The following is a 23,519-nucleotide window of genomic DNA, read 5'->3' on the forward strand; positions in this document are numbered from 1 at the left end:
CCTCCTTAAACGCTATATGGTTTTTGTGTTCGTTTATCAATTAAAGTAAAGGTACCTTGAATAATTAGAGCAATAATCCAGTATATGATTGAAATTACGATATAAACCTCTAGCATACCGAGTCCGTAATTGTTTCCAATGATTAGTTTGACTTGTCCCATCATATCGATGATACCAATGGTGAAAGCTAATGAAGTATCTTTGACAAGTTCTATGATTTGAGTTGTTAAATTTGGTATGCTATTTCGTAAAGCTTGAGGTATAATAATATCTTTTAAAATTCTAGGATAAGATAAACCAATTGTTAATCCAGCTTCAATTTGACTATATTCCACGGATTGATAACCTGCTCTGATAATTTCAGAAAGGTATGCACCTGTATGTAAAGTGAATGCTAAGATAACAAAAAACAATCTACTGAAATGGTTAATATCTATATGAATAAGTAACAATAATTGAGGTAATGCAAAATATACTAAAAAGAGTTGTAATAATAATGGTGTACTCCGTATAAATGAAAGATAAACTCTTACAATAGGAGCGAGTATTTTTGTCTTTTTGATACGAATCATTGCTAAAATAAAACCAAGTATGATTGCGAAAAAGAGAGAAACAATTATCATCAATAAAGTTAAAGGTAATTGTTGTAACACTTGTCCAAACAAATCTAACCAATTGACTGATCCCATTAGTTTGTCACCTCCAATTTATCTTTCTGCTCATTAATTTCACTTAAATCATCAAAGACATTTATATCAAAATATTTTTTTGAAAGTGATTGTAATTTGCCTTCATCTTTAAGTTCTTGGGTTGCGCGATCCACGTCATCGTGAAGTTTTTGGTGTTTTTTATTATAAACGATATGCAATGGTTCTTTCTTCACAATACCACCTATTTTAACGTCGGCATTTATCTGTTCTTGGATTGCTTTATATGTGTTCCAGTTTAAAAACATGGCATCACGACGTCCTTGGCTGACCATTTTTAAATTGTCTCCATTTGAAGGTTCTTGTATTGTATTGATGTCAATTTTGGGACTATGGTCTTTATTAAACTGCGTGAGTATAGAATATAAACCACCACTTGGCGCCATAGGAGTGATTTTTTTACCCGGTAAATCTTGTAAACTATGTATGTCATTGTTGCCATTGTTTACTACTAATAAAGGTAGCGCATAACTGTAAGGCACATCTTGATAGAGAAACTGTTTTTCACGTTCTGGTGTTTTGAAAAACCAATTTATCCCCATATCAAACTTGCCTGAACCAATCCCAACTAAATTCGATTCCTCTTCACCGACTTCATATTTAAAATCATATTGAGGTAATTTCTTTTCTATTAATTTCATATAATCCATATCTAAGCCGACAAACTCATTATCTTTATTTGTATATAAATAAGGTGGATTAACTTCAGCAGAAAGTGCTACTTTAACTTCTTTTTTCTGAGAATTACTATTTGAAGCATCATTATTACCACATGCTGTTAGTACGGAAACCATCATTAACATTAATAAAAATGTGAAACTTCTTTTTAATGTCATTAAATGTCACGCTCCGTTTCAACTCTGTTTAAAAAGCGATGGATTCTCTCAGATTTTGAATCTTCCAATACTTCTTGTGGCGTTCCACGATGGATAATTTGCCCATCATCAATAAATATAACTTGATCAGCAATTGCTTTTGCAAATTGTATTTCATGTGTAACGAGTACCATCGTCATACCTTCTTGAGCAATCGATCTAATCAGAGATAAGACGCTTTGAATTGATTCAGGGTCTAAAGCAGAAGTAGGTTCATCTAATAAAAGAACTTTTGGATTGAGCGCAAGTGCACGAACAATACCTACACGTTGGCTTTGACCTCCAGATAGCTGAATAGGGTATTTATCTTTTTGATTTAATAAATTCACGCGCTCTAAATAAGATGTAGCAATATCATTAGCTTGTTTGGAAGTGTAATTTTGACCATGTATTAAACCTAAAGTGATATTTTCAAGTATTGTTTTGTTTTTAAATAAATTGTAATTTTGAAACACCATAGCTGATTTTTGACGTAATTTAGCAATATCTTTATTTGTGTGGTGTGCAGCATCAAATGTTTCATCCCCGATTTCAATGGTGCCAGATTTAGGAAGCGCGAGTGCGTTTAACGTTCTAAGTAAAGTTGTTTTCCCGGAGCCACTTGGCCCTATAATTGCAGTAACCGTGCCCTGTTCTTGTGCAAAGCCAACGTCGTTAAGTATCGTGTTCTCGTTGTATTTATGTATGATATTTTTAACTGTAATCATTCAATTTCCCCCAGTATGTCAATAAATACAAAATATCATATTAATTCTTATCGGTAAAGTAGGGATTTGGTGCTGAAAAGCTTTCTTTCAATAATGGCGAGTGTTAAACTAAGTTTAAATAGTAATAAAGTTAATGATGAGGTGATGAAAGTGAATTATTCCGCATTAATACATACGGATATTCAAGAAAAATGGATTGCAAAACTAGATACAGTTAAAACGCAATTTAAAGAGAAAGCGGAATATAATGATATCCATTCGCGCTTTCCTTATGAAAATATTGAATGGCTAGTGAAAGAAGGATATACACTGCTTACTTTACCTAAAGCATACGGTGGTGAAGGGGCAACTGTTGAGGATATGGTTATATTACAAAGCTATTTAGGATCTATTGATGGTGCGACTGCACTTTCTATAGGATGGCATTTAAGTGTAGTAGGCCAATTATATGAACAACAAATGTGGGAACCAACTATGTTAGATCGCTTTGCTGAAGCAGTGAAAAATGGAGCGTTAGTAAATAGAGCAGTTAGTGAAGCTGAGACTGGTAGCCCAACACGTGGCGGAAGACCTGCGACAAACGCTGTTAAAGTAAATGATGGATTTGTTGTTAATGGAGTAAAAACGTTTACTTCAATGAGTAAAGGGCTGACACATTTTGTTGTGAGTGCTTATTATGAAGACATCGATCAAGTAGGTTTTTTCTTAATACAAAAAGATACACCTGGTGTAGAAATTGCAGATAATTGGAATATGATAGGTATGCGTGCAACTGAAAGTCATGATTTATTATTAAATGATGTGCACATCTCGCAAGAAAACTTTGTTGAAATAAGAGGCGCCGGTGGTAAGAAACCGAATGGCTGGATTTTACATATACCAAGTGTGTATCTTGGTATTGCACAAGCAGCAAGAGACTATGCTGTAGATTTTGCTAAAAATTACAGTCCAAATAGTATTGAAGGTACAATTGGTGATATATCAACTGTGCAACAAAATATTGGGAAGATGGAAGCTCAATTATTATCTGCACGCCATTTCTTGTGGAGTACTGCTGCGATATATAATCGTGAGGTTTCAGGTAGTAAGGTTTGGAATGAAACATCAGCAAGTAAAGTGTTGGTAATGAACCAAGGGTTAGAAGTTATAGATACAGCTATGCGAATTGTTGGTGCTAAAAGTCTTCAAATGGAAAGACCATTACAACGCTATTATAGAGATATGCGCGCAGGTTTACACAATCCACCGATGGAAGATATGGCGTATACGAATATTGCACATAGTGTATTAGATCATTTTTAAAAATATATAAACAAACAGTTAAAATACATATAGACAAATTGTCTACATGTATTTTTTGTTATCCAAAAAAATTTGAAGATACTTATGATTACTATTGTAAATTTACTTTAGTCATTATATAATCGATTGGTAGTGATAATCATTTTCAATGGAGGAAAATTTATGAAAAAATTATTGTTTCCGTTAATTGCTTTAGTGCTTATTTTAGCAGCATGTGGTAATAATTCGGACAGTGACTCAAAAGCTGAAACAAAGTCTTATAAATTAGATAGTGGGAAAAAGATAGATATACCAAAAGATCCAAAACGTATAGCAGTAGTTGCTCCTACATATGCTGGTGGAATTAAATATCTTGGTGGAAATATTGTTGCGGTAAATGAACAAGTCGATAGTAGTAGCCTCCTTAAAGATAAATTTAAAGATGTTGAAAAAGTTGGCGAGAATGATGTTGAGAAAGTAGCAAAAACGAAACCAGATCTAATCGTTGTATATTCTACTGACAAAAATATAAAAAAATATAAAAAGATTGCGCCAACAGTCGTATTTGATTACGGCAAACATAAATATTTAGATCAACAAAGGGAATTAGGTAAGTTACTTGGTAAAGAAGATGAAGTAAAAGAATGGGAAGACAAATGGAAAGTACAAACTAAAAAAGATGGTAAAGAAATTAAAGATAAAATTGGTGAAGACGCAACAGTTTCAATTTTTGATGAATTCGAGAAAAAACTATATAGTTATGGACCAAACTGGGGTCGTGGCGGAGAAGTATTGTACCAAGCATTTGGCCTTAAAATGCCTGATAAATTAAATGATTTAGTTGAAAAAGAAGGTTGGGCTGAAGTGAAACAAGAAAAAATAGCAGACTATGCTGGCGATTATATTGTTTCGACAAGTAAAGGGAAATCAACGCCAGCTTATGCCAAAACTAATCTATGGAATAACTTACCAGCAGTTCAAAATGACAATGTGGTTGAAGTGCAAGCTGAAACTTATTGGTATAATGACCCATATACTTTAGAATTTATGAGAAAAGATTTAAAAGAGAAATTTTTAAATAACTAATATACCGAGTTAAATTAATAAGTATTACGATTAATACTATAATCAGCTTTAAAAAAGCGCAATTCAACGACTTAACACCGTTGAGTTGTGTTTTTTTATTATATATAAAGTATTGTAAACTTTTATTTTTAATAGTTAACATTTATGGTATAATTTTTTTCATTAGGAGGATTGACTATGACGACAAAATATTTAGTATACACTGCTTTAATGACAGCAATTATTGGTGTATTAGGGTTTGTACCAGCTATTCCATTGCCAATTATGCCAGTACCTATCGTATTACAAAATATTGGTATTTTCTTAGCGGGAATTTTACTTGGACGTAAATACGGGGCGCTTAGTGTAATTGTATTATTATTACTTGTAGCAACTGGCTTGCCATTATTATCTGGTGGACGTGGTGGTATAGGTGTATTCGCAGGACCCTCTACTGGCTTTTTAATCATGTATCCAGTCATTGCATATCTAATTGGTTTAGTAAGAGATTTGTATTTCAAAAAAATAAACTTTACTGTATTATTAGTTACAACAATTATCTTTGGTGTTATTTTATTAGATATTGTAGGTACAATTGTTATGGGGCTTATGACTAATTTACCTATTTCAAAATCAGTGACTTTATCACTTGTCTTCATGCCTGCGGATTTAGTCAAAGCAATTATTGCAAGTTTGATAGGTAATATTATGCTTAATCATAGTCGTTTTAAACAATTAATAAAATAAATATATAAGGGCAGGTGATTGAATCGTGGTGATTTCGATGAAAGATATATTTCAACAAGGTGATGTTTTTGTGGATGATACACTAAAGACAATTTATCTGACACCTGACGAACCCTTAGTCTACGATGTGAATAAATGGGATTATAAACAAATGCCGTCTATCATATCTTGGGAACAAGATATGAAAAATCAATTAGATATGCATAAAAAGCAAGCATCTCATCATTTAGCATTTACATTTCCTGAGAATACACTTTTAGATCAACAATGGTTAGATAAAATTCAAACATATGATTTTGAACTAGGACTAATGGAACTCTATGCAATTGAGTCCCAGAATATAAAAAAACATAAAAATGATCAAATTAAAGTCATGTTTGTTACTGAACAAACATTAGAAGATTATATTACAATTTATCGTCAATTTGCTGAACCGTTTGGCAAAGCGTATGCAGACGAAAGTATTGAAGTAATACGCAATCAATTCAATAAAGATAGTAAATCTCGTGTAATCGCATATAAAGCAGATGTGCCAGTAGGGATTTTGGATTTAATCATTTCACAATGTACTGTGGAAATTGATGGTTTTGGTGTAGATGAAAGTTATCAGAAACAAGGCATTGGCAGTACGATGCAAACTTTTGTGGCGGAAGTAGCTGATACGAAACCGATTATATTAATAGCTGACGGTGAAGACAGTGCTAAGGAAATGTATATCCGACAAGGTTACATATATATAAGTTACTGTTATCAAATTTTAAAAGAAAATGCTAAACACATTTAAATAATATAATTATTGAGACTGAGACATAAATACTCATGCTCAAAAAAAGGACGCATCCGTATCAAATGGATGCGTCCTTTTTATATTTAAAATCTTATTTCTGTAAAGGTCTAGATTATAAATTAATATTCGGAAGTTTCAACAGGTGTTATGCGTTCCGGATGACTGTAAATGTTGAAATTACCATCTCTAATAAATCCTATGGCAGTAATGTTTAAATCTTGAGCAAGTGTCACTGCTAATGTTGTCGGAGCAGATTTCGATAAGATGACGCCAACACCGATTTTCGCAGCTTTGATTAATATTTCTGATGAAATACGACCGCTAAATATCAACACTTTATTACGTACAGGTATATGTCGTTGTATGCAATAACCATATAATTTGTCTAGTGCATTATGACGACCAATATCTTGACGATGCTCAAAGAAGGTATCGCCATCACTAATCGCAGCATTATGAAGGCCACCAGTTTGTTTGAAAATTTTACTGGCGCTTTGCAAACGGGTCATCATATTGAGTACTTGAGTTGGATTTAACACAATTTTAGACATAGAAGTCTTTGCGACTGCCGCGTCATTTTGAAAATAAAACTCTCGACTTTTACCACAACAAGACGCAATCATGCGCTTTGTTGAATATTCGAAACGTTCACCGAGAGATTTGGTCAATTCAACATGAGCAAACCCTTTGCTATCATCTATTTGGATAGATTTTAAGTCATCATTTTTTAAAATAGCTCCTTCAGATGCTAGGAAACCTAAGACAAGCTCTTCTAAGTGGTTCGGGCTGCAAATTATAGTCGCAAATTCTTCGCCATTTACCATAATTGTTAATGGAAACTCAGTAACGTAATGATCTTTTGTTTCTACTAACTTACCGTTCTCAAACCGTACTATGGGTTGATTGGTCAGTATATCTTCATGCATGAGTACACCCCGTTTCATATTCACTCTTCCATTTTAGCGCATTTTTCAATGTAAAAAAAAGATTCAGTTTATGAATATAACAAAGGATTTTTAATTTACACATTGTAATATTTATAATGGTTTTTAAAATGGTCAAGATTGATTAAAAGGATATATACAAGTAAACTTATGGTAAACAATTAAAGAGGTGAATTTCGATATGGCAAGTATACGAGATATTGCACGTGATGCAGAGGTAAGTCCTGGCACTGTTTCACGCGTATTAAATAATGATCCAACATTGTCAGTTTCAAAAGATACGAGAGAAAAGATTCATCGTGTTGCAAACGAACTACAATATCAAAAATCAGCTAGAAAAAATAAAAGCATTCAAATCATTACCTATGCATCTCGAGCTAAAGAAATGTCAGACCCTTATTATAGAGAGATACGCTTAGCAATAGAAGCTGAAGTTAAACGTTTGAATTTGTCTTTGAAGCGCACAATTAGAATCGATGGAAACGATAAAAATCTAGATTTATATAAAGTCGACAAGGCAGGGGCAATTATCGTAGTAGGTAATTTTTCTACAGAAGCATTGAACACACTACGTGAATATAATGAAAATATAGTTGTCATTAACAATCCTAATACACCGAAATCAATAGATGCTGTCTATTCAGATTTACACTATTCTATGACCAACTTATTGGATGAAATCAAGTCATTAGGAATGACTCAAATTGCGTATATCGGTGGTAGTCATATGATTAGAGATTTAGCCGGGACACCGTTTTCAAATCATACAGATGTTAGATATAAAGCATATAGAGAATGGTGTTCTGAACATCAAATTAACGAAATAACTATGATTAATGGCTGGAAAAAAGAAAATGGTGAAGAAGCTGTAAAAATATTGTTAAATGCGCATCGGTTACCTGAAGTTTTTATAGCAGGGAACGATATGATTGCTATAGGTATATTACAACAAATTCAATATGAAAAAATAGCAATTCCAAAAGATGTTAAATTGATAAGTTTTAATGATTTAGAAGTCATACAATATGCTGTGCCTTCTATAAGTAGTGTGCACATACCAGTAGATGAATTTGGTAGAACTGCAGTGCGAATGGCAGAAGAGCGCATTAATAAAACGAGACACGTTGCCATACATGTCGTAGTAGAAGCACAGCTTAAAGAGCGGAATACTTTTAAAACAAAAAGACAATCTTAATTGACAAAACATTTAGTAAACAAGTAAACTTTAATTATGTTTACTAAAAGGATATCATTATAGATGAAATGATTTATATAGGAGGAGTGGGTTATTATGTTACAAGCCATGCATGATAAGTTTGAAACTTTGTTTGGCGTTAAGGCTGAAGTCAGTGCTTTTGCTCCGGGACGCATTAATTTAATAGGCGAACATACGGATTACAACGGTGGGTATGTTTTTCCAGCTGCGATTGAGTTGGGTACATATGGCCTAGCTACAAAGCGAGATGATAAACTTATTCAACTTTATTCAAATAATTTTGAAGAGGTTGGTATGATTACATTTACGTTAGATGAATTAGAATTCGAAACGGCACATGATTGGGCAAATTATCCTAAAGGTGTAGTTAAATATTTAAGTGAACAATTCTCTGACATAGATCATGGTTTCAATATTTTAGTTGAAGGAAATATTCCAAATGGGGCAAGTTTGTCATCGTCAGCGTCTATTGAATTATTAACTGGCTGGCTCATTAAGCAGTTGTTTACTTTAGATTTAGAACGCTTAGCACTTATAAAAATAGGACAGCGTGTTGAAAATAAATTTATTGGTGTCAATTCAGGTATTATGGATCAATTTATTATTGGTATGGGTAAAGCTGAACAAGCAATATTACTAGATACCGCAACTTTAGAATTTGATTATGTACCTGCGAAATTTGGAGATTATGTCATATCAATTATGAATACGAACAAGCGACGTTCTCTTACAGAAAGTAAATATAATGAACGTAGAGCACAATGTGAGTCGGCATTAGCTTCGTTGCAACAAGCACTTGATATTGCATCATTAGGGGAGCTGTCATTAGAACAATTTGAACAGCATCAAGATCTTATTGAGGATGAAGTGAAGCGTCGTCGTTCAAGACACGCAGTTTCGGAGAATGAACGCACGAAAAAAGCACATCGAGCGTTAGCAGAAAATAACTTTAATCAATTTGGAAAGTTATTAAATGAATCTCACACATCATTAAAAGAAGATTATGAAGTTACAGGGATAGAATTAGATACATTAGCAGAAACAGCTCAGCAAGTTGATGGCGTGTTGGGAGCTAGAATGACTGGTGCTGGCTTCGCAGGTTGCGCAATTGCTTTAGTGCATAAAGATAGTGTAAAACAATTGGAAAATGAAGTTTCTAAACAATATATAGAGCGCATAGGTTACGCTCCGTCATTTTATCATGTGGGTATAAGTGATGGCGTTAAATCATTATAAGTTATTAATCAATGGATAGAGAAAGGATTTTGTATATGTCTGTTTTAGTTTTAGGTGGCGCTGGTTATATAGGAAGTCATGCGGTAGATCAGTTAATTGCAAGAGGATACAACGTTATTGTAGTAGATAATCTAGGTACAGGACATAGAGCAGCTGTGCATAACGAAGCTACGTTTTATGAAGGAGACATTCGAGACAAAGCATTTTTAGATGATGTCTTTAATAACGAAAGCATCGAAGGTGTATTCCATTTTTGTGCTTATTCATTAGTTGGTGAATCTGTTGAAAAACCGTTAGCCTATTTCAATAATAATGTGCACGGATTACAAGTGTTATTAGAAGTCATGTATGACCATCAGGTAGAACATATTATTTTTTCTTCGACAGCTGCAGTTTATGGTGAGCCAAATTCAGTACCTATTACTGAGGAAGATTCTAAAACACCTACAAGTCCATATGGTGAAAGTAAATTGATGATGGAGAAAATGATGCACTGGAGTCATGAAGCATACGGGGTTAATTATGCAGCACTGCGTTATTTTAATGTTGCAGGTGCTAAAGAAAATGGCGCTATTGGTGAAGACCACCGTCCAGAGACACATCTTATACCAATTGTATTAGAAGTCGCACTTGGACAAAGAGAACACTTAACAATATTCGGTGATAATTATGATACAGAAGATGGGTCATGTATTCGTGATTATCTTCACGTCGTTGATTTAATAGATGCGCATATTTTGGCGTATCAACATTTACAAAACGGCGGAGCATCTGGTGCATTTAATTTAGGAAGCAGTCAAGGTTATTCGGTATTTGAAATTCTAGAAGCTGCAAGAACAGTAACAAATGAACCTATTGAAGCAGTAGTAGGAGAAAGAAGAGCAGGTGATCCAAGTAAATTAATCGCATCAAGTGATAAGGCGCAACAAGTGCTTGGCTGGAAACCACAGCACGATAACATTAACGATATTATTAATTCAGCGTGGCAATGGCATCATCAACATCCAAATGGATATCAAGAAAATGTGGAGGGTTAATGCATGTTATTAAATCAACAATTAGTACAACAATTTGTATCACAAGCAATTTCGTATGGTGATTATGAAGAAGAAGATAGCATTTATATTCAAAACCAGCTATTGCGTAATTTAAATGCAAAAGGTATTGATGATTCAGCAGTGTCTGAATTAAATAAAGATGCGACAGCAAATGAAATTACACAATATTGGATTCGCCAAGCTGTTAGTGAAAATTGTATTGAAGATGCATTATATAGTAAAGAAATTGTTGAAGCTCAAATTCTAGACTTAATTACACCACGCCCATCGGTAATTAACCGCAAGTTTAACGAAGCATATAAAGAGTCACCAGAAGCGGCTACAGATTATTTTTATGACATAGCTAAACGTAATCACTATGTCAAAGAAGATGCAATTGCGAATAATATTAATTATGATGTTGCTACTGAATACGGAGATATTGAAGTCACGATTAATCTATCAAAACCTGAAAAAGATGCAAAACAAATTGCAAAAGCGAAAGAAGCACCAGCTACCGCTTATCCGAAATGTGCATTATGCATAGAAAATGAAGGATTCAAAGGCTCAGTGCTACAAGCTGCAAGAACAAATCACCGCGTCATTCGCTTAAATTTAAATGGTGCAAAGTGGGGCTTCCAATTTTCGCCATATGCCTATTTTGCTGAACATAGTATTGTGTTATCTGAACAACATGTCCCTATGGAAATCAATAAAAATACTTTCATTAATTTGTTAGATTTTATAGATCAATTTCCTCATTATTTTATTGGGTCTAACGCGGATATACCTCTTGTGGGTGGATCAATTTTATCGCACAATCATTATCAAACTGGAAGACATGTATTTCCGATGGATAACGCTGCTGAAATAAATCAATTTACTATTGCTAATTATCCATCAGTTCAAGCTAGCACTTTAAATTGGCCAATGAGTGTTATTCGTTTGAAAGGCGACAATAGAGCGCAACTGATTGAAGCAGCTACTTATGTCATGACACAATGGAATCAATATTCGGATGATAGTGTGGATATTAAAGCATTTAGCATTAATGGTGAACGTCATCATACGATTACACCAATCGCAAGATATAGGGAACAACAATATGAATTAGACATTGTCTTAAGAGACAATCAAACTTCAGAACAATTCCCTGATGGCATCTTCCATCCACATAAAGACGTGCAACATATTAAGAAAGAAAATATAGGTCTAATTGAAGTAATGGGAACTGCTATATTACCAGGGCGACTAAAACAAGAATTACAACAAGTTAAAGATTATTTATTAGATAAAACTCAAATAGATTTAGGAATACATCAACAATGGGCTGAAGAAATGAAACAATCATATGATATTAATGTAAATAATGTCGATGAAGTTGTAGATAAAGAAGTAGGATTTAAATTCAAACGTGTATTAGAAGATGCTGGCGTATTTAAGAATACAGAACAAGGTCATCACGCGTTTAAACGCTTTATTGAACAACTATAAAACAGTGCATCACAATTATAAAAATATACGCTTACAAAAGGCCTAAGTACTATCATTTAGGTCTTTTGTTTTTTTATGAATAAGAATATAATTATAAGTGATAGGAGTTGTTTTATATGAAAATAAAATATTTAATCGTAATGTTTATGACGCTATGTCTAGTATTAGCAGGGTGTTCAAATGGAAACAGTAAGAGCAAAAACGATAGCAATTCTGATGGAAATGAAAAAAAACAAGAACTACATATTTCAGCAGCAGCAAGTCTGACTGACGCAACTAAAGAATTGAAACGAGCATTTGAAGCAGATCATAAAGATGCAAATGTTACATTTAATTATGGTGGGTCTGGTTCATTAAGACAACAGATTGAAAAAGGTGCACCTGTAGATGTATTTATGTCAGCAAACAAGAAAGACGTTGATGCATTACAAGATAAAGATAAAGCACAAAATACATATGAATACGCTAAAAATAAACTCGTACTTATTGGTGCCAAGTACAGTAATTATAAATCGGTTGAATCTCTACAAGAAGGCGATAAATTAGCCATTGGTGAGGTTAATTCTGTGCCAGCGGGGAAATACGCTCAGCAATATTTAAAAGATAACGGTTTATACGAACAAGTGAAACCTAATTTAGTATTTGCTAAAGATGTGCGACAAGTACTAAACTATGTTGAAAAAGGTAATGCGCAATTAGGGTATGTGTATAAAACTGACTTATATCAAAGCCAGCAAAATGGCGAGAGTCATGTTAAAGAAATCGATGCAGCTGATTTAAAGCAACCCATTGTTTATAAAGCAGCGACAACATCAGATAAGCAGTTAGCTAAAGCATGGATTGACTTTCTTAAGACAGATCAAGCTAAAGAAATATTAGAAAAATATCAATTTGAAGCATAGGAGGTTTTAGCAATGGTAGATGTTACACCATTTTGGATATCACTCAAAGTAGCTGTTATTAGTACAATCATCGTTACTTTTATTGGTATCGTTGTTTCAAGATGGTTGTATAAACGACATGGTTTTATTGCTAGAATCTTAGAAAGTATAATTATTTTACCTATTGTATTACCACCAACTGTTATGGGATTTATTTTATTAATTGTCTTTTCACCTAGAAGTTTTGTTGGTACATTTTTTACAGATGTATTAAATTTACCAGTAGTTTTTACGCTGACTGGAGCAGTTATTGCATCTGTGATTGTGAGTTTTCCATTGATGTATCAACATACTGTTCAAGGGTTTCGGAGTATAGATAATAAAATGCTCAATACTGCACGAACGATGGGTGCAAGTGAAAACAAGATATTTTTCAAATTAATTTTACCATTGTCCAAGCGTCCGATATTATCAGGAATTATGATGAGCTTTGCCCGAGCAATAGGGGAATTTGGTGCGACACTGATGGTTGCTGGTTACATACCTAATAAAACGAATACGTTACCTTTAGAAATATACTTTTTAGTAGAACAAGGTAAAGAAAATCAAGCGTGGTTGTGGGTGATTGTCCTTGTCGCATTTGCGATTACAGTAATTGGCACAATCAATGTGTTGAATAAAGACCGTTATCGGGAGGTAGATTAATTGTTGAAATTACATTTAGAGCATGCGCTCAAAAACACGCAATTGCATATGAACATACAAGATACTGAACCTAAAATTTATGCAGTTAAAGGTCCTTCCGGTATTGGTAAAACAACAATTTTAAATATTATAGCAGGATTGAAAAGTGCAAATAAGGCATATATAGAAGTTAATGAACGTATTTTAACTGATACGCCTAACAATATAGATATGAAAATTCAACAGCGTAATATTGGCTACTTATTTCAAGATTATCAATTGTTTCCTAATATGGATGTGTATCAGAATATAACTTTTATGGCGCAACCTTCTGAACATATAGAGACTTTGATGCATCAATTAAACATTACGCATTTAAAGCCACAGTTTCCAATGAGACTGTCGGGTGGAGAATCCCAGCGTGTGGCATTAGCAAGAACGTTAAGTACTAGACCAGATCTCATATTATTGGACGAACCATTTTCAAGCTTGGATGATACGACTAAAGATGAAAGTATTCAGTTAGTAAAGCGCATATTTGAAGAGTGGCAAATACCAATTATTTTTGTAACACATTCTAATTATGAAGCAGAGGCACTGGCTCATGAAGTGATTAATATTGAATAAGTGATTGCCGATAAGATGCCACAATCACAAGATCTATTCTAGGTGATTAGGTACTTGTGAAATTATAAGATATTAAAAATAAGACCCATCCATTATTAGTATTTATGGATGGGTCTTATTGTGTTGACGTGTCGATTATAATTTATTTTCCGGAATTGGAAAATAGTCAAATATTTCTCCTGAATTGAGCGCATCTGTTAGAGTAGATAGCCAAGCATAATAGAGTTTAGAATGTTCTATTTGCTCTAAAATTTCTTGTGCTTCTTCTATGATTTCAGGTGTAGCAGTTTCAGAATGAATAATGGGATTCAATAAAGATTCAGCTTTGTATATTGCTTCTGAATTCAATTTGATTTCACGTTTCCATTTTTGTGAAAAGAAGTTTCCAAAAAACGTAAAAAAGTCTTTTTCAGCAGTAAAGTGTTGTTTTCTACTTCCTCGAACAAACTCTTGTTTTACGCCATCAAATTCTTGCAGTCTTTTAACACCTGCACTCATGCTGGGCTTACTCATTTGTAATTCATAACGCATTTCATCTAGTGTCATATTACTTTGTTCAAAAACCATCGTGCCATATAGATTACCTACACTACGATTGACTCCATAAAGATCCATCGTTTCTCCAATTGAATTGATGACGATATCTTTTGCTTGCTCCAATAGTTGTTCATAGTCTTTTGAACGTGCCATTGATTCACCTCCATGTAATAGTTAACTTATTGTAACACGAACATATAATTAAAGGATATGCTTTATAAGTAACGTGCGGCATGATTTAGAGCATATTAAGTGTATTAATAAAACCATTAACATTTCTAGTTATACCAATCATTGTTAGTGCTCAGAATCAAAAAAATACATAGGGAATTCACTACTTTTTGTAATATTAATGGCAAACCGTTGTTACTCTCGCATGCAAGATTTATAATGGATACAATGATGTATAGAGAGGGTTATTGTAGTGACAAAAGACCGCTATTCAAGACAAACGTTATTTAAACATATAGGTCCTAAAGGACAAGATAAAATCATGCAATCACACGTGCTCATTGTAGGCGTGGGGGCACTTGGTACGCATCTTGCTGAAAGTTTAGTTAGAGCAGGGGTTGGTACATTAACTATTGTAGACAGAGATTATATCGAATATAGTAATCTTCAAAGACAAACGTTATTTAGTGAATCGGATGCGTTGGAAGGTTTGCCAAAAGTTGTTGCTGCTAAACAAAAATTATTAGATATTAGACAAGATTTGAAGATTTATAGTTATATTGCACATGTAAATCGTCAGTTTTTAGATGACAATGCTGGTTCAGCTCAACTTATATTAGATGCAACAGATAACTTTGAAACGAGACAGTTAATTAATGATTTTGCTTTTCGAAAAGGCATACCGTGGATTTATGGTGGGTAGTCCAAAGTACTTATGTAGAAGCTGCTTTTATTCCAGGACACACGCCATGTTTTAATTGCTTAGTGCCACAGTTACCAGCTATAAATATGACATGTGATACGGTAGGTGTAATTCAACCTGCAGTGACGATGACTACAAGTTTGCAGATGAGGGATGCGCTAAAAATTTTAACAGAACAACACGTTCCGACTAAAGTAACTTATGGAGATTTATGGGAAGGCACACACTTTACATTTGGATTTAGTAAACTACAACGGAGCGATTGCAAGACTTGTGGTTGCGCACCTACTTATCCACATTTAAATGAAACGAAACGACAGTTTGCTAGTTTGTGTGGTAGGGATACAGTGCAATACGAAAACCCTAATATTTCCCAGGAAATATTAGAAATATTTTTAACTCAGCAAAATATTGCCTATCGACGTAATCCTTATATGATTCACTTTGAATATAATGGCTATCGCATTGTTAGCTTTAAAGGTGGCAGATTACTGATACATGGTATGACCAATCCTCAACAAGCGATTACTTTAATAAACCAACTATTTGGCTAAAGGAGTGTAAAAATGCATACAAATGTTAAGTTAAATCAAGATATAAAATGTGCAGTATTGACAGTTTCTGATACAAGAGATTATAAGACAGACAAGGGTGGTAAATTAGTAATAGAGCTGTTATCGGAATTAAATGTTTCAATCGATAAGGCGCATTATAAAATAGTGAAAGATGAACAAGAAGCGATTCAAATGCAAGTTGAGCAATGGTTAAGTGAAGACATCGATGTGATTGTTACTACAGGTGGCACTGGTATTGCACAAAGAGATGTAACTATAGAAGCAGTATCTTCATTTTTTACTAAAGAAATAGAAGGATTTGGAGAGCTGTTTAGATATCTTAGTTATGCTGAGGATGTAGGTACGAGAGCATTATTGTCTCGAGCAATCGCGGGGACAGTAAATGACAAGTTAATCTTTAGTATTCCGGGATCTACTGGAGCTGTTAAATTAGCATTGGAGAAGTTAATAAAACCAGAATTAAATCATTTGGTTAAAGAAATAACTAAATAAAGAGGGTGAGAAGAATCAAAATACGAAATTTGATATCTTTCCCGCCCTCTCACAAGGTTTGCTAGAAAAAAGAATACAAGAGCTTCACACTCGTGTATTTATATATGAGATAGGCTACTGCCAAAATAATTATTGAGGCTGAGACACGTATTTATGTCTTAGAGACTTTATTCGAGTTGAGCGTAAGTATTAATTATGCTTTTCGTTCAAAATCACCAGATTTACCACCTGATTTAGATAGTAAATAAGTTTCGCCAATAACCATACCTTTGTCTAAAGCTTTTGTCATATCATATACAGTAAGTGCTACAGCAGTTGCAGCAGTTAATGCTTCCATTTCGACACCTGTTTTTCCAGTAGTAGACACAGTTGCTTGGATATTCAAAGTGAAAGATTGCGCATTCTTCTGCCACTGAAATTCAACATCAATACCTGTTAGTGGTAAAGGATGACACATTGGAATAATATCAGCAGTGTTTTTAGCTGCCATAATACCTGCAATTTGTGCAGTATTAAGAACATTTCCTTTTTTATTTGTATGATCAACAATTTGTTGATGGATTTCTGGGTTTACGGTAATGCTTGAATGTGCGATTGCAGTACGTTTCGTAATATTTTTTTCAGAAACATCTACCATTTTAGCATTGCCCTGTTCATTAATATGTGTAAATTCAGACAAACATATCCCTCCTAATCGTTTTCTAGTATATCACGAAATTAATTAATATAAGGAGTAGATTTAGATGCCAGTTGAGAAAAGAAATCCAATTCCAGTAGGTGAAGCCATTGAACGCGTTGTGAGTCAAAATATTTATAAGGATGAGGCTACAGTGCCCCTAGATGCTAGTTTAAACCATATATTGGCTGAAGATATTATTGCTACATACGAAATTCCACGTTTTAACAAATCACCCTATGATGGTTTTGCCATTAGAAGTAAAGATACAACAAATGCAAGTGGTGCGCACCGTCTAACTTTCAATGTAATTGACCATATTGGTGCCGGTGCTGTTTCGGATAAAAAAGTTGGTGCGTTTGAAGCAGTTCGAATTATGACAGGTGCCGCGATGCCTGAAGGTGCAGATGCAGTCGTCATGTTAGAACAAACTGTAGAACAAGGACAAAGTTTCACATTACGTAAAGCATTTAAACCAAATGAGAACGTCTCTTTAAAAGGTGAAGAAACTCAAATAGGTGACGTCATTTTACAAAAAGGACAACGAATTAATCCTGGTGCCATTGCAGTATTAGCTACATATGGCTATGCACAAGTTCCTGTTTTTAAAAAACCAAGCGTAGCCGTAATTGCTACAGGAAGTGAGTTATTAGATGTGAGTGATGATTTAGAACCTGGGAAAATAAGGAATTCTAATGGGCCAATGATTACTGCATTGGCTAGTAAATTAGACTTACAAGTAAAACGTTATCAAATACAACAAGATGATTTAGAAAGTAGTATTCAAGTGGTTACAGAAGCGATGCAACAGCATGATATCGTCATTACTACTGGCGGTGTATCAGTTGGGGATTTTGATTATTTACCACAAATATACGAAGCATTAAATGCTGAAGTCCTTTTTAATAAAATTGCTATGCGTCCAGGAAGTGTGACGACAGTAGCAGTAGCAGAAGGTAAGTATCTATTTGGTTTATCTGGAAATCCATCAGCATGCTTTACAGGCTTTGAGTTATACGTTAAGCCAGCAGTTCAACATATGATGCATGCAAATGCACTTTATCCTCAAGTCGTGCAAGCTACATTGATGGAAGATTTTACAAAAGCAAACCCATTTACGAGATTTATTCGTGCTACGGTCACTTTTAACGGCAAAGAAATGACAGCAGTTCCTTCAGGATTTAACAAATCAGGTGCAGTTGTTGCGATTGCACATAGTAATGCCATGATTATGTTACCAGGTGGAACAAGAGGATATAAAAAAGGTTATACGGTAAATGTAATATTAACTGAATCACAAGCTTATGAAACGGAATGCTTTATATGATTTTACAAATTGTTGGATTGAAAAGCTCTGGGAAAACCACATTAATGGAACATACAATTCAGGTATTAAAAGAACATCACCACACAGTAGCAACGGTGAAACATCATGGACATCATAACTCTGAGGACCACCCTGATATCACATTACAAAATAATCATGTTGACCATATGAAACACTTTTATGCAGGTGCAGATCAAAGTATTGTTCAAGGTAATGCTTACCAACAAAGTGTCACCAGAACACAAAACAAAACGCTTGATGAAATCATAGAAGAATCTGTTACAATAGACAGTAACGTAATATTGGTAGAGGGTTTTAAAGAAGCAAGTTACGATAAAGTGTTAGTTTATCGTGATGAAAACGACCGAAATGCACTAAATCATTTAACACATATTAAGTATGCCATTAATATATCAAAACCAGAGGCTTTACGTCAGTATGACCAATGGTTATTATCTTTTTTAATATCAAAGGAATGAATTAAATGAAGCAATTTGAAGTGACAAGCGAGCCGATACAGACAGAGCAATATAGATCTTATGTACTGAATGAACATCAAGGTGCAGTTGTTGTTTTTACAGGTCATGTAAGGGAATGGACAAAAGGAATTAAAACAGAGTATTTAGAGTATGAAGCCTATATTCCTATGGCAGAAAAAAAGTTAGCTCAAATAGGTGATGAAATTTCAGAACAATGGCCTGGTACACAAACGACAATCGTTCATAGAATTGGCCCGTTAGCTATTTCAGATATTGCAGTACTCATTAGTGTATCTTCGCCACATCGAAAAGATGCATACAGAGCAAATGAATATGCAATTGAGCGTATCAAAGAAATCGTACCTATTTGGAAAAAGGAAATATGGGAAGATGGTGCACAATGGCAAGGACATCAACATGGAAGCTATGAGGATGCGATTGAAGGAGGCCAATCATGAAAGTACTTTATTTTGCAGAGATAAAAGAAATATTAGCAAAACAATCAGAAGACATCGATTTAAGTTATGATATTACTGTAGATGAATTTATTACAGATTTATTTAAACGTTATCCTAGTATTAGTGATAAAAAATTTCAAATAGCAGTAAATGAAGAATTTGTGAAAAATGATGACATTGTCCAACCTAATGACACTGTCGCATTGATTCCACCAGTTAGCGGAGGGTAAAGAAGAGATGAAAGCAATTATACTTGCCGGAGGACAGTCAGAGAGATTCGGTGAACCTAAGGCTTTTGCACAAATTGAATCGCAAACATTTTATGAGCGAATTATAGATGTGTTAGAAGCAACGAACATGTTTAATCAAATTATTATAAGTACCAATGAAAATCTTGCGACACAATTTGATTACCCAAATATAATTATAGATGAACACCAGAATAAAGATAAAGGGCCTTTGGCAGGTATTAGATCAGTCATGAGCCAACACCTAGAGGAAGAACTTTTCTTTGTTATTTCCGTTGACACACCTATGATTACTCAAAAAGCGATAAGTAAATTATATCAATTTATGGTGGAACACCTTATTGAAGACCAGTTAGATATTGCAGGTTTTAAAGAAGCGGGTAAACCGATACCTACACTTGCCTTTTACAGTCCACATACTTTAACTTACATTGATAAGGCACTGAATTCAGATGATTATAGTTTAAAGAATGTTTATACTAAAGTTGCAAGCGATTGGTTAGATGTTAATACAATTGAATCACCTGGTTATTGGTATAAAAATATTAATTTCCAACATGATTTGGACGCTTTACAACATGAAATTATAAATAGATAAAAGGGGGGCTAACGATATGGTAGAACAAATCACTGATAAACTCGGGCGGCCGATACGTGACTTAAGATTATCAGTTACAGATCGATGCAATTTCCGTTGTGATTATTGCATGCCTAAAGAAATCTTTGGCGATGATTTTGTTTTCTTACCTAAAGACGAGCTTCTTACATTTGATGAAATGGTACGTATTTCGAAAGTATACACACAATTAGGTGTGAAAAAAATACGTATTACAGGCGGTGAACCATTACTCAGACGTGATTTATATAAATTGATTTATGAATTGAATCAGATTGATGGCGTAGAGGATATTGGTCTAACGACAAATGGCTTATTGTTAAAAAAACATGGTCAAAAATTATATGATGCGGGTTTAAGACGTATTAATGTAAGTTTAGATGCAATTGAAGACAAAGTGTTTCAAGCGATTAATAATAGAAATATAAAAGCTTCTACAATATTGCAACAGATTGATTATGCAATTTCCATAGGATTCCATGTGAAAGTAAATGTGGTTATACAAAAAGGTGTAAATGATAACCAAATTCTACCTATGATTCAGTATTTCAAAGAGAAAGATATTGAGATTAGATTTATAGAATTTATGGATGTTGGAAACGATAATGGATGGGATTTTAGTAAAGTGGTAACAAAAGATGAAATGTTAAATATGATAGAAAATGAGTTTGATATTGAATCTGTTGAGCCAAAATATTTTGGCGAAGTCGCTAAATATTATCGTCATAAAGATAATGGTGCGCAGTTTGGTCTTATCACTAGTGTATCTCAATCTTTCTGCTCTACTTGTACACGCGGTCGATTGTCATCAGACGGTAAGTTCTATAGTTGTCTATTTAGTACAGTAGATGGCTTTAATGTGAAATCATTTATGCGTGCTGGAGCAACTGATGACGAGCTATTTGAACAATTTAAAGTACTATGGAACGTTAGAGATGATAGATATTCAGATGAACGTACGGAACAAACTGTAGCAAATAGAAAGCGCAAAAAAATTAATATGAATTATATTGGTGGTTAGTATCACTAGATAGTTGTCAATCTATCTATTAGACTTGTTATAGTTTTGACGCTGACATAATATCTAAAATCATAAAACGCTGGAGTAGCTTAAATAAATATGCTCTCAGCGTTTTTTGTGTTAAATCACAAGATAAAAAATTATTCTATTTATTTAACAAAATAAAGGTTAATAATAGACATTTTCAAATTTTAAAATAAAGATTTTTTAAGATATTCTATTAGTAAAAAATGTTTATATTTACTTTAGGGATTTAATTAAAACAAAAAAATGCTTGGTATGTATAAGAAGCTATATAAATGAAAGACAATAGTAAAAAATATTTATCTATTACTTTTAAAATAATAGATTTAATGAAGAAAATGTTATATAATATTTTCGAAGCATATTCATTATAAAGCCATTAAAACAACAAGAAAAAACGATGAGGAGGCCATTATTATGGAAAGTAAAGTATCTTATTTTATAACTTCTGAAAGAGCATTAAGTCAATTAAAACATTGGTTGAAGACCGTACATCATTTATCAATTGAAGAATTTGTTGTGTTGTATAAAGTGTATGAAGCTAAAAAAATTAGCGGAAAAGAATTGAGAGATACACTTCATTTCGAAATGTTATGGGACACGAGCAAGATTGACGTGATTATACGAAAAATTTATAAAAAAGAACTCATGTCTAAAGGGCACTGAACCCTTAAAATGGGAATTTAATAAAAACACTGTTTTCTAAGCTGCTGATTTCCTGAATTCTATAGGAGCTAAGTAGCCTAGTTTTTGTTGAATTCTAACTTTATTATAGTTTTCAATGTAATTTTCGACAATATCTATTACAATGTTATTAGAGCTCTTGAGCTCTTTGTTTAAGTAGAATGTTTCAGACTTTAGTGAGGAATGAAAACATTCGATCGGGGCATTATCGGCTGGCGTTCCCTTACGGGACATGCTTCTGGTAATGCCTTTTTCTTTGCACAATTCATAATATTCATACGACGTATAAACACTACCTTGATCAGTATGAAGAATACAACCATCAGGAATTTCCACTTGATTAAGCGTATCGTTTACTAAACTTTGATTTTGGTGATTATCTATAGAATAAGCTATAATTTCTCCGTTATAGACATCCATAATTGATGAAAGATACAACATTGTATTACCGAAAGGTAAATAAGTAATATCAGTTACAAGTACTTCTAATGGACAGTTTGCGTTGAAATTTCTCTGTAGTAAATTATCTGTTTTATAAAATGGATTACCTGGTTTTTTAGATTTCTTAGGTTTAACGCGACAATTCAATCCATTTTCCTGCATAATTCTTTGTACTTTTTTGTGGTTAACTATTATTTCGCTAAATTTATTTAATTCAGCAGTTACTTTCCTATAACCATAGGTATAGTTGTGTTTATGACAAATATATTTAACTTTTTCTTCAATTGAATCTAATTCATAATTTTTACATTTCCAACGATAATAAGTGGATTTGGGAATCTTAAAAACATCTAATATTACCTTAACTGGGTACCTTGATTTCAACGCATTAACCACTTGTATTATTACTTTTGGCGCCACTTCCTTTCCAATTCCTTGTACTTTTTTAAAACATCAATTTCAGCTTGTTGACGTCTAATTTCTAATTTCAATTTCTCTTCATTACTGAATTCTTCAATTCCCTTTCCATATGAATATTGTTTTCCGACTTGTTGAGGAAACCTGTTGCTTTCACCATCTCTATACCATTTCCACCATCTTTGTACTTGAGTCTTATTTTTAATATTTAAAATGTCCATAATATGTTTAGTAGAATAACCTTGAATTTTCATTTCTATTACTTTGTTTTTAGTTTCTACTGAATATGCTACTTTTTTCATAGAAAAAAACACCTCCGAATAAATTCATTTTAATATGAATTCAACGAAAGTGTCTTTATT

General features: G+C 33.5%; 25 protein-coding genes and 2 pseudogenes. 20 read left to right on the plus strand and 7 right to left on the minus strand.

Annotated features, from left to right (window positions below):
• Positions 1-5: 5 nt before the first annotated feature.
• From AOB58_RS12100 to AOB58_RS12110, 3 genes are read right to left on the minus strand one after another with little or no spacing between them, the layout of a single operon-like run.
• The gene (locus tag AOB58_RS12100; protein ID WP_002506924.1) at positions 6-689 is read right to left on the minus strand and encodes an amino acid ABC transporter permease; all 684 of its coding nucleotides are present in this window, start codon (positions 687-689) and stop codon (positions 6-8) included.
• Complete coding sequence (locus AOB58_RS12105; RefSeq protein WP_064783508.1) at positions 689-1,543, minus strand: amino acid ABC transporter substrate-binding protein; 855 nt, start codon at positions 1,541-1,543, stop codon at positions 689-691. The genes AOB58_RS12100 and AOB58_RS12105 overlap by 1 nt, the downstream gene beginning before the upstream one ends.
• On the minus strand, positions 1,543-2,289 hold the full coding sequence (locus tag AOB58_RS12110; RefSeq protein ID WP_002511462.1) for an amino acid ABC transporter ATP-binding protein: 747 nt from the start codon (positions 2,287-2,289) through the stop codon (positions 1,543-1,545). The genes AOB58_RS12105 and AOB58_RS12110 overlap by 1 nt, the downstream gene beginning before the upstream one ends.
• A gap of 150 nt (positions 2,290-2,439) precedes the next feature.
• Between AOB58_RS12110 and AOB58_RS12115 the strand changes: the two genes are divergently transcribed.
• From AOB58_RS12115 to AOB58_RS12130, 4 genes are all read left to right on the plus strand, one after another.
• On the plus strand, positions 2,440-3,591 hold the full coding sequence (locus tag AOB58_RS12115) for an acyl-CoA dehydrogenase family protein (RefSeq protein ID WP_102134931.1): 1,152 nt from the start codon (positions 2,440-2,442) through the stop codon (positions 3,589-3,591).
• Between the two features lie 162 nt (positions 3,592-3,753).
• Positions 3,754-4,656 (plus strand): ABC transporter substrate-binding protein, encoded by a 903-nt coding sequence (locus AOB58_RS12120; protein WP_064783509.1) that lies wholly within the window; start codon positions 3,754-3,756, stop codon positions 4,654-4,656.
• A gap of 177 nt (positions 4,657-4,833) precedes the next feature.
• Complete coding sequence (locus tag AOB58_RS12125; protein WP_002506929.1) at positions 4,834-5,382, plus strand: biotin transporter BioY; 549 nt, start codon at positions 4,834-4,836, stop codon at positions 5,380-5,382.
• A 37-nt stretch (positions 5,383-5,419) separates the two neighbouring features.
• Positions 5,420-6,166: a GNAT family N-acetyltransferase gene (locus tag AOB58_RS12130; RefSeq protein WP_031265836.1), complete on the plus strand. Its 747-nt coding sequence runs from the start codon at positions 5,420-5,422 to the stop codon at positions 6,164-6,166.
• A 122-nt stretch (positions 6,167-6,288) separates the two neighbouring features.
• On the opposite strand, the gene fdhD is transcribed toward AOB58_RS12130, so the two are convergent.
• Entirely contained in the window at positions 6,289-7,095 is an 807-nt protein-coding gene (gene fdhD, locus AOB58_RS12135) for a formate dehydrogenase accessory sulfurtransferase FdhD (protein ID WP_031265834.1), read from the minus strand.
• Positions 7,096-7,294: 199 nt separating this feature from the next.
• On the opposite strand from fdhD, the gene AOB58_RS12140 reads away from it, so the two are divergent.
• The 7 genes from AOB58_RS12140 to AOB58_RS12170 all read left to right on the plus strand — a co-directional run bounded on the left by AOB58_RS12140 (position 7,295) and on the right by AOB58_RS12170 (position 14,288).
• Complete coding sequence (locus tag AOB58_RS12140; protein WP_064783510.1) at positions 7,295-8,308, plus strand: LacI family DNA-binding transcriptional regulator; 1,014 nt, start codon at positions 7,295-7,297, stop codon at positions 8,306-8,308.
• 96 nt (positions 8,309-8,404) lie between these two features.
• On the plus strand, positions 8,405-9,565 hold the full coding sequence (locus AOB58_RS12145) for a galactokinase (protein ID WP_064783511.1): 1,161 nt from the start codon (positions 8,405-8,407) through the stop codon (positions 9,563-9,565).
• 35 nt (positions 9,566-9,600) lie between these two features.
• Positions 9,601-10,602 (plus strand): UDP-glucose 4-epimerase GalE, encoded by a 1,002-nt coding sequence (galE, locus tag AOB58_RS12150; protein WP_064783512.1) that lies wholly within the window; start codon positions 9,601-9,603, stop codon positions 10,600-10,602.
• 3 nt (positions 10,603-10,605) lie between these two features.
• On the plus strand, positions 10,606-12,096 hold the full coding sequence (galT, locus tag AOB58_RS12155) for a UDP-glucose--hexose-1-phosphate uridylyltransferase (protein WP_064783513.1): 1,491 nt from the start codon (positions 10,606-10,608) through the stop codon (positions 12,094-12,096).
• A 116-nt stretch (positions 12,097-12,212) separates the two neighbouring features.
• Complete coding sequence (gene modA / locus AOB58_RS12160) at positions 12,213-12,998, plus strand: molybdate ABC transporter substrate-binding protein (protein WP_064783514.1); 786 nt, start codon at positions 12,213-12,215, stop codon at positions 12,996-12,998.
• A 12-nt stretch (positions 12,999-13,010) separates the two neighbouring features.
• Positions 13,011-13,682 (plus strand): molybdate ABC transporter permease subunit, encoded by a 672-nt coding sequence (gene modB / locus AOB58_RS12165; protein WP_064783515.1) that lies wholly within the window; start codon positions 13,011-13,013, stop codon positions 13,680-13,682.
• 48 nt (positions 13,683-13,730) lie between these two features.
• Entirely contained in the window at positions 13,731-14,288 is a 558-nt protein-coding gene (locus AOB58_RS12170) for an ATP-binding cassette domain-containing protein (protein WP_369965172.1), read from the plus strand.
• A 135-nt stretch (positions 14,289-14,423) separates the two neighbouring features.
• On the opposite strand, the gene cudC is transcribed toward AOB58_RS12170, so the two are convergent.
• The gene (gene cudC / locus AOB58_RS12175; RefSeq protein WP_021338415.1) at positions 14,424-14,978 is read right to left on the minus strand and encodes a choline uptake/conversion transcriptional regulator CudC; all 555 of its coding nucleotides are present in this window, start codon (positions 14,976-14,978) and stop codon (positions 14,424-14,426) included.
• A 271-nt stretch (positions 14,979-15,249) separates the two neighbouring features.
• Between cudC and AOB58_RS12180 the strand changes: the two are divergent.
• Together AOB58_RS12180 and AOB58_RS12185 are read left to right on the plus strand one after the other, a co-directional pair.
• Positions 15,250-16,253: pseudogene (locus tag AOB58_RS12180) on the plus strand (ThiF family adenylyltransferase).
• A 12-nt stretch (positions 16,254-16,265) separates the two neighbouring features.
• Positions 16,266-16,766: a MogA/MoaB family molybdenum cofactor biosynthesis protein gene (locus AOB58_RS12185; protein ID WP_064783517.1), complete on the plus strand. Its 501-nt coding sequence runs from the start codon at positions 16,266-16,268 to the stop codon at positions 16,764-16,766.
• Positions 16,767-16,959: 193 nt separating this feature from the next.
• On the opposite strand, the gene moaC is transcribed toward AOB58_RS12185, so the two are convergent.
• Positions 16,960-17,445, minus strand: a complete 486-nt coding sequence (moaC, locus tag AOB58_RS12190) for a cyclic pyranopterin monophosphate synthase MoaC (protein WP_064783518.1) — start codon at positions 17,443-17,445, stop codon at positions 16,960-16,962.
• Between the two features lie 64 nt (positions 17,446-17,509).
• On the opposite strand from moaC, the gene AOB58_RS12195 reads away from it, so the two are divergent.
• From AOB58_RS12195 to AOB58_RS12225, 7 genes and pseudogenes are all read left to right on the plus strand, one after another.
• A complete protein-coding gene (locus AOB58_RS12195; protein WP_064783519.1) occupies positions 17,510-18,769 on the plus strand; it encodes a molybdopterin molybdotransferase MoeA in 1,260 nt (419 codons plus the stop codon).
• Positions 18,766-19,248 (plus strand): molybdopterin-guanine dinucleotide biosynthesis protein B, encoded by a 483-nt coding sequence (gene mobB / locus AOB58_RS12200; RefSeq protein ID WP_002506944.1) that lies wholly within the window; start codon positions 18,766-18,768, stop codon positions 19,246-19,248. The genes AOB58_RS12195 and mobB overlap by 4 nt, the downstream gene beginning before the upstream one ends.
• Before the next feature lie 5 nt (positions 19,249-19,253).
• Entirely contained in the window at positions 19,254-19,706 is a 453-nt protein-coding gene (locus AOB58_RS12205) for a molybdenum cofactor biosynthesis protein MoaE (RefSeq protein ID WP_002506945.1), read from the plus strand.
• Positions 19,703-19,936, plus strand: coding sequence for a molybdopterin converting factor subunit 1 (gene moaD / locus AOB58_RS12210; RefSeq protein ID WP_002506946.1), 234 nt, complete (start codon positions 19,703-19,705; stop codon positions 19,934-19,936). The genes AOB58_RS12205 and moaD overlap by 4 nt, the downstream gene beginning before the upstream one ends.
• A 7-nt stretch (positions 19,937-19,943) precedes the next feature.
• Positions 19,944-20,552, plus strand: a complete 609-nt coding sequence (gene mobA / locus AOB58_RS12215) for a molybdenum cofactor guanylyltransferase MobA (protein WP_064783520.1) — start codon at positions 19,944-19,946, stop codon at positions 20,550-20,552.
• A gap of 16 nt (positions 20,553-20,568) precedes the next feature.
• Entirely contained in the window at positions 20,569-21,591 is a 1,023-nt protein-coding gene (gene moaA / locus AOB58_RS12220) for a GTP 3',8-cyclase MoaA (RefSeq protein WP_056935824.1), read from the plus strand.
• A gap of 441 nt (positions 21,592-22,032) precedes the next feature.
• Positions 22,033-22,272: pseudogene (locus AOB58_RS12225) on the plus strand (transcriptional regulator, SarA/Rot family); the annotation flags it as partial.
• Between the two features lie 45 nt (positions 22,273-22,317).
• Here AOB58_RS12225 and AOB58_RS12230 read toward each other — a convergent pair.
• Positions 22,318-23,459 (minus strand): IS3 family transposase gene (locus AOB58_RS12230; protein WP_102134915.1). Its coding sequence is split into 2 segments (ribosomal slippage): positions 22,318-23,189 and positions 23,189-23,459, totalling 1,143 coding nucleotides; the frame shifts between segments, so codons are not numbered across the junction.
• Positions 23,460-23,519: the final 60 nt, after the last annotated feature.

The sequence above is a fragment of the Staphylococcus sp. AntiMn-1 genome, assembly GCF_001663395.1.
Lineage (GTDB): Bacteria > Bacillota > Bacilli > Staphylococcales > Staphylococcaceae > Staphylococcus > Staphylococcus equorum.